The organism is Streptomyces sp. NPDC055239, from assembly GCF_053606205.1.
Genome location: NZ_JBSGRD010000013.1, coordinates 159,489 through 171,161 on the forward strand (window position 1 = coordinate 159,489; position 11,673 = coordinate 171,161).

Consider the following 11,673-nt stretch of genomic DNA (forward strand, 5'->3'; position numbering starts at 1 on the left):
TCCCTCACCGACTCCCGACTGGCTGTGGCGGTCAGTGTGCAAGACGGTCGCCGCCGCGTCGAGACGTCGCACTCCCCCATCGGACCTTGGGGCCTTGAGGCCGTGAGGCCGTGAGCGGGGGACGGGAGGCGGGAGGCGGGAGGCGGGAAGCGGGAAGCGGGAAGCGGGAAGCTTACTTCAACCCCTGGGTTCCCTCCGGAGCTCACGGAGGCGTTCCGCGGTGCCGAATGGTTGGCCACGGATAGTTGGCCACGGACCGATGAGTTTGCCGAACGGGCACGGTCTACACGTACAACCGCGATCCGGAGGTACTCATGACCGTCAAGGCACTGCCCCCTGTCGTCGATGCCGAGACCTGGGAGCGCCAGCTCGACGACCTGCGCGTCCGGGAGAAGGCCGCGACCAGGGAACTCGATGCGATCGCCGCCCAACGCCGCCGGATGCCGATGGTCGAGATGCCCGGCTACACCCTTGAGGGCGAGGACGGACCGGCCCGGCTCGCCGACATCTTCGACGGCACGTCTCAGCTGATCGTCTACAACCACATGTGGTTTCCCGGAAAGAAGTGGCAGTGCCCTGGCTGCACGGGGTTCACGTCGCAGTTCACCCGGCCGGAGTTCTTGGAGGCCTACGACGCCAGGTTCGTCATCGTCACCCAGGGGCCCATCGACGAGGCTCTCGCCTACAAGCGGCGGGTCGGGAACATGATGACCTGGTACTCCACCGCGAACAGCCCGTTCGGCACCGACGTGGGCGCGCCGCCCGGCGGTGGATTCGCGGTCAACGTCTTCCTGCGCGACGGCGACACCGTCTACCGCACCTGGCACACCACCGGCCGGGGCACCGAGCAGCTCAGTCACACCTTCCCGCTGATCGACCTGTTGCCGTACGGGCGGCAGGAGGAGTGGCAGGACTCGCCCAAGGGCTGGCCGCAGTCACCCACCTACAGCCTGTGGGCAGGATCCGAGGACATCGCCGCACGTTACGGCCCGGCAACTCCATAACCTCGTACCTCAGTTGAGTCTCTGCTTGACGGCGTCCTTGATGCCGTAGGCCGCGTTGATCACTGAGCCTCGGGTTTGGTGGAGGACGGCTCTCAGAGCCCCGCTCGGGCCATGCCGCCCCGTCAGTTGCGCGCAGGTATCGGCGAAGCGGTCCGCGACGAGTGCCGGCTCGTAGCGCGCCGAGGCGGCTCGTGCCGCCTCAGCCATCCGCTGACGGAGCTCATCACTGTTGATGAGCTCCAGTAGGTTCTGGGCCAGGGAGTCCTCATCGCCCATGGGAACGAGACGCCCGTCGACGCCATCCGAGATGATCTCCCTCGGTCCCAGTGGGCAGTCGGTGGAGACGACGGGCACGCCACACCGCATCGCTTCAACGATCGTCATGCCGAACGACTCGTGGTCGGAAGCACTCGCCGCCAACCCCGCTTTGAGCCACTCGGGCTCCAAGGGCGAAACCGCGCCCATGAGGAACGCATGCTCTTGCATCCCCAATTGCTCGATGAGCCGATGGAGTTGCGTTCCGTGAGCTCCCGCTACCCCCGGACCGAAGATGCGAAGACTCCAGTCGGGTCGTACGGCGCGCACTCTGTCGAAGGCCCGGATGAGGAGGTCGTACCGCTTCGACGGGACGAGCCGCCCTGCGGCGACCACTACTTTCTCCCTGTCGCCCGACGGGGCGCTTCGTGGCGAGGGGACGGGGTTGGGGAATGCTTCGATGCGTACTCCAGGAAGCATCATGTGCTTCCGGTAGGTGTTCGCATCAGCCAAGGTGGTGGTCGTCAGCATGTCCAGCTGCGGATACAGGCGGCGCAGTGAAAGTCGTAGCGCTCGCGCGTGATTGCGGAAAGTCAGGTGCTCCTGCCCCACGCGCAGCGGCCCTCGCTTGGCCTGCAAGCAGATATGTGCGTTGAGGCCTGGTCGAGTACCCACGATGACGTCGCTCACCAAAGTGCTCAAGTACTGAGCAATTCGCTGATCGGTCAATCTGCTGTAGTACGGGTACTGCGTCTCATTTCGAGGAATGACAACAGAGCGTCTCTGAGATTCGGGCAGGTCCCCCTCGTACCCCGAGGTCCCCTTCCGCAAGTCCACGAGATGTCGAAGCCGGATCCGCGGATGAACGGGAAACACAGGTGCATCCCTGTGCCGGTAGACCGACACGATCTCCACATCATGCTGCTCGACGAGCGCGTTGGCGAGGTTGGCAGTGGCACGGATCGTGCCACCGAAACCAAATGAATTATGGATCAGGAACGAGATGTGCAAGGTGCCGACGCTCCAGTAACCGCAGTCCACGCGGATAGCCGCCGAGGCCCACCACCACGCGAATTGCGGAAACGGGGCCACTCACCGCCCCCAACGACAAGATCAACTGAAGGTTGCGAGCTTGTACGTGACCGGTCGAGCGGTTGACGGGCTCGGTAGATACGATAAATGCCGCCCCTCGAACGAGTGAAATCTTCTGACAAACAGACGAGAACCCACGCATATGCGCTGTCTCGACTGCCGCGCATGGTGCTGTCGTCCCTAATCCGTTCGCCGTCGCGAGGCCGTCGCGGCGTTGGCGATGAGAGGCCGGGGACAATTCATGCGCAGCAGCAATCGCCAGTACCTCGTGTCCGTGGATCATTTGCGTGCCTACGCTGCCGTGCTGGTGCTCCTCTGTCACGGCACGCAGATGATCTCTCCGTACCTCAGAGAGATCCCGAACAGTGACCCGCACGGCTGGCTGTATACGGATAACCCCCTGGCCACCATGGTGCTGGAAGGCCATACCGGGGTGGCCCTGTTCATGGTCCTTTCCGGATTCATCTTCACCATCGGCACCCTGGACAAGGACGTTCACTACGGCCGGTTCCTGGGCAACCGGGTTCTGCGGATCTTCCCGCTCTACATCGCGCTGATTATTCTGGGGGTCGGCGCGCACAAGCAGGGTGCGGACCTGCCGGCCGTGTTCCAGTCCCTGGTCGGCCTCGGAAACCTGCCCGGGTCCCTCAATCTGGGGGCCGTGTCGAGCATGTGGTGGGCCATCGCGGTCGAGTTGCAGTTCTACCTGATGTTCCCGCTGTTCAGCAGGCTCCTCACCAAGCACGGCCCTACGGCTCTGCTCAAGGTTCTGGCCGGTATTGCCGTGATCCGGACGCTGGTGTGGGCCTCGGCCGACGGCAGTATCAACGTGAACTCGATGCTCTACTACAGCCTCGCCGGCAGAATCGATCAATTCCTGCTGGGCATGGTGGCCGCCTGGTTCTTCGTGCACCATCGGGAGCGGTTCCAGGGACTGCTGAAGGTCTGCATCGCGACAACCTTGGTCACAGGTGCGGTCTGGGCCTTCAACCAGACGCACTCCTTCCACGAGGGGCACGCCACACGTCTGCTCTGGGTCGACGTGGAAGGAACCCTTTGGTCCCTGGTGGTGCTGACGTACGTGGCCACCTTCACCTCGACGGGGCTCGTGTCGAGGGCTGTCGCCAAAGTCGGCGAAATGAGCTTCTCCGTCTATCTGCTCCACTACATGGTCGTTACGGCGCTCATCTCCCACCGCTGGTGGATCGAGCTGACGGGGCGACCGGTGGTGGATGCCTTCATCACAGCGGCGGCGGCAGTTCTGCCCATCACATTGGCTGCGGCCGTCGTCACGTTCCATGGCATCGAACGCCCGTTCCTCGGATGGCGTCGCGCCTACCTCCTCACAGAGCAACGGCAACAGCAACACGAGCAGGGGCAGCGGCAGAAGCCAGAGCAGGAGCAGGCGCAGGCGCAGGAGCAGGAGCAACCCAAGGTCACGGCGCACTCCCCTGCGCCCAAGGCCGCGCTCGTATCGCCCAGGTAGCCGGGAGTGCTCTGCTTTCGCTCACCGGTGGCGCCGGTAGAGGCCCCGGCGCTCGGCTGCCCTGACGGCCCGGTGATCTCTGTCGACGTCCGCACGGCTGTCGGCGGCCAGTACCAGCTCTCCCGGGGAGCTGGAGCGGGCCACGGTGCGCCGCACCCGGGCGCCGGGACGCAGGTCGCCCACCGTCTGCCGGACGGTGGGCAGCGTGCTGATCGTGCGCAGTAACTCCTGGTCGAGCACTCCGTCCTGCGGAGCGATCAGGGAGACGCGCGCGACGTGCGGCCGGGACGAGTCACTGGTCGGGGCGTGCGGGCGATCGGGTAGCGCGGCCCGCACCACGTCCTGCACGAAGTTGTTGCCGGTCAGCTCGCGCAGGACGAGGTCGGCGGCATCCATCGGCGGCCCCGGCTCGGCGCGCACCAGGACCGGGCCCTGCCCGTCCACGAGTACGAGTCGGCTGCGCAGTGCGCCCGTGGTCACTTGGAGGATGTCCAGGACCCGCAGCATGTAGAGGGTCAGCAGCCGGGGGACAAGGCCGCGCGGGTCGACCAGATCCGACCGGTCGTGCAGTCCGGCGGGGGTCTGTGTCTCGGCCCAGATGCGGGTGACGCGGTGCTCGACCGTGTCGTACGGGCCGCGCCCGGTGACGGTGTCCAGGTGATAGACGGTGCCGGACAGGTGTTCCTGGAGGACCAAGTCCGGGCCCGGACCCTGCTGGTGGGTGGTCCGGCGCAGCGCGCGCCAGGCCAGGGCGAGGTCGTAGCCGGACCGGCACCGCCGGACGGGAGCCTCGAGCGCCGTGTCGGCCGCAGCGACGACATACTCCGGCAGGTCGTGGAACGCGGCCCAGTCGAGTGCGGCGGCCAGGCTCTTCGTACGGATGCCACGCGGGGCCGCCACGCCCGCCGCCTCCAGCATCTCGGCCTGGAGGCCGATGTCGTGGCGCAGCAGCGAACTGGAGGGATCGTTGCCCGTGCGCCGCAGCCGCTTCGCCAGCTGGTCGGCGAGGTCGACGCCGAGTGAGCTACCGGCGACCACCGCACCGACCCGGTGAGGCGCCAGCAGCTCTGCGGTCTCGCGCAGGGAACCGTTATGCACGATCCGGTGGCGGTACTCCCCGCTGACGGGGGAGGCTGCGAGCTCCGGCGGGAGGGCCTCGGGGGCCAGCTCGACCGCCACACTGGGCCAGCCGCGGGCGGTGAACTCGCTTGCGTACGCGCCGTCGTCGCCGTAGGGCGCCACGACGACGGCCACGTGATCGGGGTGGTCAGGGGCGGGCTCGTCAGTGCCGGAGGGTAAAGCGGTCTTCAGGGCAGCAGACGTGGCTGGCAGGCGAGTCAGTTCCGGCCGTCCTCTCGGAGCAGGCGATCGCAGGCGCCATGGACTACCTGAGCAAGGTCATCGAGCCTGACGCCGGCGGGTCAACCGACAAAAGAACGGCGTCGAGCAGATCTTTGTGCACGCCGAGCGCGCTGTCAACAATCGGGGAACTTGCCGATGATCGTCAAGGTGTACCCGGCGTGGTGCGACACGTAAGCGAGTGGTGCCGCCGACTCATTCGCCGCCGGACGGCCGCGCGGGCGCCCGGCGTTGCGCGGCCAGCATGTCGAGGGCCGGGAGGATGTCCCGCAGAACGTCGATGTCTCCTGCGCTGCGCAGCGCGAGGCCCTCGGCACCGAGCCGCTTGAGGGCCAACTCCGTCGCCAGCTTGGGCAGGTCGACCTGGACCATGCGTCGCAGGAGTTCGGCGAGCGCCTCGCCCTCGCTGCGGTAGCAGAAACCGAGGGGGGCCCGGAAGAAGGTCTCCAGGGTGCCGACCATGTCGTGCCGCGGCTTGCGCTTGCCGTTAAACACGTTCCAGACGGTCTGCCGCGTAAGGCCGGTGTGAGCGGCGATGGCGACGTCCGTGTACGTCTTCTGCGTGGCCGGGTTGGGGCGTGTCTCCCTGAGGAAGGTCAGGCGCGGCAGGAGCAGGTCGAGGCGGAACCCTTCCCGCGCTTCAATAGCCTGGGGCTCTTCCTCGGTGAGAGGTGCGCCGTCGAGCAGTGCCTGTGCGCGCTCAGGGGCGATCCCCGTCATGTAGGAGACGTGCCGGGGAGGCAGAAGGCTCTCGCGGCTCACCTCCAGGCGCCGTGCGTAGCCATCGACATCGTCCAGCAGGCAGTTGATGACATATCTCAGGAGCTGCTCCCTGTGCATCCCTTCCTGGTGGGCGTTCGCGTAGGCATCAGCCAGCAGTCGGTCGATGTCGCCCCCTCTGGGTCCGGCGGCGTCTGCGTTCACCTGTAGGTCTCCAAGGGCCACGGAAGGATGGGCGATCCGAGGATAGCCATGGGCGTGGCGCGCCCTCAGCGCACCCCCATACCCATACTTCCCCGATTGTTGACACCCTGTCGCCGAGTGCAGGAAGATCGCAGCCCCTACGAGGGGCCTATCAGGGCCGCATCCAGGTTGCGCCTGCAGCCACATGCTGCGGCTTTCCCGACGGAACGGGTGCCATGACTTCATATCCCGATTTCCCGGCCGGTGTCACCACCTCCTTAGCCCCTGCCTTGTCATCGGCTGCCAGGGAGCGAAGACGGTGATGCGCCAGGACGTGCTCCACAGCCGCAGTTCGCAGCACAGGCGGCCGCGCGGCCCGGTATCTGCCCGTCAGTTCACCCCGACCGCCCGCTCAGCTTCGGAGGATCCCCGTGTCGCTTGATCTGACGCCGCCTCAAGCCTTTCTGCTCGACCCACGCGATCTCGTCGTACCGGAAGGTCACCGTCTCCGGACTCAGGGCCCCCTGGTGCGGGTCGTACTCGACGGCGGAGTGGAGGTGTGGGGCACCGGGGACTACGCCACCGCGCGCACCGTCCTCACCCACCCCGATTTCCGCAAGAGCCCGTCGCACTGGAAGGCCTACGCCGACGGTGAGGTCCCCGCCGACTGGGGCCTGCTGAAACTGATCACGCTCGCGGGCATGCTGAACGCCGACGGCGCGGACCACACCCGACTGCGGAGCCTAGTGGGCAAGGCGTTCACGCCGCGCCGGATCGAGGGGCTGCGGCCCAGCGTAGAGAAGGCCGTCAAGCGTCTGATCAGCGGCCTGGCAGCCGAGCGCGGCCCCATCGACCTGCGGGAGTCGTTCGCCCTGCCGCTCCCCATGGCTCTCATCTGCCATATGTTCGGGCTCGATCCGAACAGGAGCGAGCAACTGGCCGAAGACTTCGCAGCGCTGCACGACAGCCGTTGTACGCCCTCGCAGGTGGAGGCGGCCGGGGCGGGGCTCTTGTCGGTGATCAGTGAGCTGATCGCGTCGAAGACGGCTGCGCCCGATGACGATCTGACCTCGGCGCTCATCGCCGCCCACAGCGACGGGCAGGGCAGTCTCAGCGAGAAGGAGCTGGTGGAGACCCTGCTCCTGTTCCTCTTCGCGGGCCATGAGACCACCGCCAACCTCATCGGGAACGCGGTCGTGAACCTGGTCGGCCATCCCGAACAGCTCGCCCGCGCACGCGAGTCGGGCGCGTGGCCCGCCGTCGTGAACGAGACGCTGCGCCGCGACAGCCCGGTCCGCACCGTGATGTTCTACTACGCCGCGAAGGACGTGAGCCTGTCGGGCGTAGAGATCAGAGCCGGGGAGGCCGTGGTGATCCATGTGGCCGCAACCGGGCGCGACACCCGGCAATTCGGCCCGGATGCCGACGAGTTCGATATTCTGCGAGAGGCCGCGGCACAGCATCTCGGCTTCTCGCACGGCGTCCATTACTGCATCGGAGCACCGCTGGCACGGATGATGGCCACGACCGCGCTTCGAGCGCTCTTCGACCAATTCGACGTGGAACTGGCCGGAGATCTCGAGCCGGTCCCGTCGTACTCGTCCAACGCGGCCCAAGCACTTCCTGTCGTGTTGCGGAGCCGAACAGACGTGTAGCTGACGCTGTCGGCGGCAAGGTTGCCGCCATTACGGGCCAAGGCTCAATCTCCGAAGCGCCGCCCGGCCCCGTACCTGCGTAGTGACAGCTCCAGCAGCATGTGCGATCGTCAACCCTCTTGCACGGCAAGAGAGTTGGAGTTCTCCGGTGGCCCTCACAGCTACGCTGATGCTGTTAGTCGTCTGGATCGTTGTGGCCCTCATACCCATGCGGGCACCGTCTGCACGACGGATCTGGGCTGTGTTGGTTCTGTGCGCCTCCGTCCTGGTGATTGCAGGCGCCGTTGTCTACGGAACGCAGCATGCAGATGAGCCGGCAGCACGAGGGGCTTCGTATGAGGGGGTCGTGACCGGAAACAGCCAAAGCGGTTTGGAGGACGACGGACGCCTCGTCTCCTTCGTCTCGCGGCAGTGGGAACCGGCATTCTTCGCGGCAATCGGTGTAGGCCCAGGCGCCCTGGCAGCCTTTCTTCGTCTGGCCCTCTCCAGGCCGGAACCCAGGCCTTCGTACCCGCCGCCCCCCTCGTTTCCCCCCATCGTCTGAGTGAAGCAGCGACGTGCACCGGGTCCCGCCCTAGTGGGTGCGCGCGGCTGAGGCCGGGATCGTGTCCGTGTGGGGCACCGCAAGGATCACCAGCGGGCCGGACGCTTCGCCCGCTCCCTCGTCGATCAGGGGTGCCCAGATCACGCTTGCACCGAGATCGTTAGCGATCATGGTGCCGAGCAGATGATGGACCGGCTGGGTGCATCGTGCGTGGATCTAGCGAGGGGAGGCGGGGGGATGACGGACACTGCTGTGTGCACGCGTCGCTCGGCCAACGGGAACTGTGGGACCTACCGCCGCGGACGCAGGTGGGGAGTACTCGGCTGTGGCGTGCTACTCGCCCTACTGTTTTTCCTGCTTGTCGTACGGCTGACAGGACTCGACGCGGGAACCCCGCTCGCCGTGCCCATGGTCTTGTTCCCCTACGCCGCTGCTCTCGGCGCACTCACATTGACCACCCTGATCGCCCTCCCCGCACTGCGCAGTCTCTGGCTGATCGTCGTCGCAGCACTGCTCACGGCTGCCTACGTCGTGCTGCTCGCGCCGCGGTTCGTGCCGCACCACCAGCAGCACGTCCCGGCGCAGGCACCCGAGTTGCGTGTGGCCACCCTCAACACCCACGTCGGCCAGGCTGATGCGAACGCGCTTGTGCAACTGGTGAAGTCCGAACGGATCGACGTCCTGGCCGTGCAGGAACTGCCGTCCGCGGGGATCGCCGCGCTCGCCGAAGCCGGCTTGGACAAGGTTCTGCCCCATCAGGAGCTCCGTCCCGAGAACGACTCCTCGCTCTACTCACGGATCCCGCTGACGCACGGCGGCCCGCTGAAGGCAGACACCGCCTGGCCCCAGACCACGGCACACGTGACGGTCGGTGGACGCGCCGTACGACTGGTGGCCGTTCACACGTATTACCCGCTGGGTGATGCCGGGCGCTGGACCCGCGACCTCACCGCTCTCACCTCCGTCGCCCACGACGGCGGCCCCGACACGGTGTTCCTGGGCGATTTCAACGCCTCTCTCGACCATGCTCCGATGCGCGAACTGCTCACATCAGGCGGGCTCACGGACACTCATGCCGAACTCGGCAACGGCTGGGCTCGCACCTGGCCCGCCGACAAGAGTCCGTTGCCACCTCTGGTGCAGCTCGACCACGTTGTACACGGCTCCGGTCTGGCAGGCGTCTCCGTCAGCGAGCGGACCGTACCGGGCACGGACCACCGGGCAATCATCGCCACGCTCGCACTGCTGCCCACCAAAGAACGTGCTGGATGAGGGCCCGCCACCCCGTGCCTCAGACACAGGCTTCAGCGCCGCCGGAGGCGCCGGACCGTGCTGCATGAACTACGGGCCTCAGGAGCGTAGTTGACCGGCTGGTAGTGTCCCCGCGCAGGCTGTTGGACACGGCCTGTAACGAACGGGGAGCGTGAAGCAGGGGGCCACCTGCACCTTCAGCGCCCATGTCTCTCCAGAACACCGTCGCACGCCGGGCAGCCGACGCCCGGCGCGCGACACGTTGGGAGGGCTGACCCCATGCATGCCACCGGCACCCCCGGGTCCGAGCGTCGAAGCGACAGACGCCTGATTCCCGGGCAGGTATCGACGGTCCTTCGCAAACGCCTCGCCTGGAGCATGGAAGAACGGCGCGCCGCTCGCATCATCCACAAGGAACTCGGACTGCCCGCAGGCGCCGGCCTGATGGACCTGGTCGACGCCGTAGGAGAGAAGCGGGGCCGCCCCATCGAGATAGTCCCGCTCCCCCTCAGCCCGCAGGCGACGGGCATGTGCCTGCCGGGCGAGCAGGGCGACCGTCTCATCATCACCACCAACACCTCACCGCATCACGCGCGTTTCATCCTCGGCCATGAGCTCTTCCACCTGTACGAGGGCGGCGACGACTGCGTCAGCGGGCACCACTTCCTCGGCCCTGACGCCCTGGAGAGTGAGGTCTCCTCGCTGCCACAGGGGCTTGTGGACGAAGTGATGAGCCGCCCCGCCTTCTTCCGTACGACATTCGAGCGCAAGGTGGAGTGGCGCGCGGAGGCGTTCGGGACCGTCGCCGCGTTACAGCTGACGGGGCGAGGCGATGATGCGGGGTCGCTCACTTCCGCCTTCGCCAACCGGCGGTTCCGCTGATGTGGCACCTGCTCCTCACCACGGTCAACCTCTCGATCGCGGCATTCGCCCTGACCTTGGGGTTCGTCAAAGCGCACGCCGCCCGGGGCAATCCGGACCTCACTCTCAAACTGACGGCCTCGGTACTGATCCACTGCGGCGTGATCTTCCTGCTCTGCACTCCCGCCGTCTACCGGACCGTGGGCGCGGCCGCAGGCTCATCGAACGTTCCGGCGCTCATCGTCAACTCCGCCACTTTGCTGTGCATCGGCCATGCCCACCTGATGACCCAGCTCTGGCATCCGGCACGCAAGGAGCCGGCGGTTCTGCGACGCACGATCGCTACCTGGGCCCCGGTGTACGGCATCGCCGTGCTCCTGATGACCGTCTTCTATGTCTGGGCCGACGTGCAGGGTCCCGCCCGCCCCCTTCGCTACGCTGCGGCCTACGCGAACACCTGGCAGGTCGTCGCCTTCCAGGTCGTCTACTCGATCGGCATCGTCGCCACCGCGTTGGTCACCATGCGGCAGTGCCGTGGCGTCGTCATGCCGGGGCGCCTCGACCTCGATCAGGCCCTTCAGCAGAGCCTGCGGGCGTTCGCGACCGCCGTGGCCCTGGACATCGCCAACATCGCCCTCAACCTCACCGCGGTGATCTCAGCCGTCAGCACGGGAACGCATCGCTGGGATTTCCTCGCCGAAGGAGCATGGCTTGCCACCATCGCCAGCGGCGTGGCCGCCAGTTTCGCCCTTGCCCGGCTGGTGTTCAGCTCCCGCCGCGCGGAGCGCCGGGACTTCCGGGCGATGGAACAGCTGTGGAAGGTGGCGACGCAGTTGGGCGACGACAACGGGCAGCTCGTCCTCGCCCCGCAACCCCTGTTCTGGTGGCGGAACACCCAGGTGGATCTGCTCCGTCGGCTCGCTGAGATCCGCGAAGGTGAGCGAGTACTGAGCCCGTGGTGGAGCAGTGCACCGGCTGAGGCAGTGGCCGGCCTGGCCGAACAGGAGGCCGACCTGCCCGCCTACTTCGACCTTGTCGCAGCCCAGGCGGCCGCCGTAGTCCTGCACGCGGCCCATGCGCACCGCCAAAGGGGGGCGCGTCTGCCGGACCGTACGCGCCTGAAGGCGATGCCCGGTGGCAGGGTCCCGGAGGGTCAGGAACGGGCCCACCTCGTCCTGGTGGCACGTCACTTGAACCTCTCGCTCGTCCTGGAAGCCGCCGCCCCCTCCGGTCGCCGTGCGGAAGCGACACCGTGATCCGGGA

Annotated in this window: 10 protein-coding genes; 6 read left to right on the forward strand and 4 right to left on the reverse strand. The window is 66.9% G+C overall.

The genetic code is table 11. The features are described from left to right. Positions 1-314: 314 nt before the first annotated feature. Positions 315-1,004 (forward strand): DUF899 domain-containing protein, encoded by a 690-nt coding sequence (locus tag ACWFRJ_RS34055; protein ID WP_453539813.1) that lies wholly within the window; start codon positions 315-317, stop codon positions 1,002-1,004. Between the two features lie 9 nt (positions 1,005-1,013). Here the strand turns inward: ACWFRJ_RS34055 and ACWFRJ_RS34060 are convergent, their stop codons facing one another. Further along, positions 1,014-2,270 carry a glycosyltransferase gene (locus ACWFRJ_RS34060; protein ID WP_453539816.1) on the reverse strand — a complete coding sequence of 419 codons (1,257 nt, stop codon included), beginning with the start codon at positions 2,268-2,270 and terminating at the stop codon, positions 1,014-1,016. A gap of 322 nt (positions 2,271-2,592) precedes the next feature. On the opposite strand from ACWFRJ_RS34060, the gene ACWFRJ_RS34065 reads away from it, so the two are divergent. Continuing rightward, complete coding sequence (locus ACWFRJ_RS34065) at positions 2,593-3,837, forward strand: acyltransferase family protein (protein ID WP_453539820.1); 1,245 nt, start codon at positions 2,593-2,595, stop codon at positions 3,835-3,837. 21 nt (positions 3,838-3,858) lie between these two features. Here the strand turns inward: ACWFRJ_RS34065 and ACWFRJ_RS34070 are convergent, their stop codons facing one another. Continuing rightward, positions 3,859-5,091, reverse strand: a complete 1,233-nt coding sequence (locus ACWFRJ_RS34070) for a glutathione synthetase (RefSeq protein WP_453539823.1) — start codon at positions 5,089-5,091, stop codon at positions 3,859-3,861. Between the two features lie 300 nt (positions 5,092-5,391). Further along, positions 5,392-6,120: a hypothetical protein gene (locus ACWFRJ_RS34075; RefSeq protein WP_453539826.1), complete on the reverse strand. Its 729-nt coding sequence runs from the start codon at positions 6,118-6,120 to the stop codon at positions 5,392-5,394. Between the two features lie 410 nt (positions 6,121-6,530). Here ACWFRJ_RS34075 and ACWFRJ_RS34080 point away from each other — a divergent pair, with 410 nt between their 5' ends. Further along, the gene (locus ACWFRJ_RS34080) at positions 6,531-7,754 is read left to right on the forward strand and encodes a cytochrome P450 family protein (RefSeq protein WP_453539829.1); all 1,224 of its coding nucleotides are present in this window, start codon (positions 6,531-6,533) and stop codon (positions 7,752-7,754) included. A 574-nt stretch (positions 7,755-8,328) separates the two neighbouring features. Here ACWFRJ_RS34080 and ACWFRJ_RS34085 read toward each other — a convergent pair. Continuing rightward, positions 8,329-8,469 carry a hypothetical protein gene (locus tag ACWFRJ_RS34085; RefSeq protein ID WP_453539832.1) on the reverse strand — a complete coding sequence of 47 codons (141 nt, stop codon included), beginning with the start codon at positions 8,467-8,469 and terminating at the stop codon, positions 8,329-8,331. 159 nt (positions 8,470-8,628) lie between these two features. On the opposite strand from ACWFRJ_RS34085, the gene ACWFRJ_RS34090 reads away from it, so the two are divergent. The 3 genes from ACWFRJ_RS34090 (at position 8,629) to ACWFRJ_RS34100 (ending at position 11,666) form a co-directional block, all read left to right on the forward strand. Further along, entirely contained in the window at positions 8,629-9,570 is a 942-nt protein-coding gene (locus ACWFRJ_RS34090; RefSeq protein WP_453539835.1) for an endonuclease/exonuclease/phosphatase family protein, read from the forward strand. Positions 9,571-9,927: 357 nt separating this feature from the next. Next, a complete protein-coding gene (locus ACWFRJ_RS34095; protein WP_453539838.1) occupies positions 9,928-10,431 on the forward strand; it encodes a hypothetical protein in 504 nt (167 codons plus the stop codon). Next, complete coding sequence (locus ACWFRJ_RS34100; RefSeq protein WP_453539841.1) at positions 10,431-11,666, forward strand: DUF6545 domain-containing protein; 1,236 nt, start codon at positions 10,431-10,433, stop codon at positions 11,664-11,666. Before ACWFRJ_RS34095 ends, ACWFRJ_RS34100 begins: the two co-directional genes overlap by 1 nt. Positions 11,667-11,673: the final 7 nt, after the last annotated feature.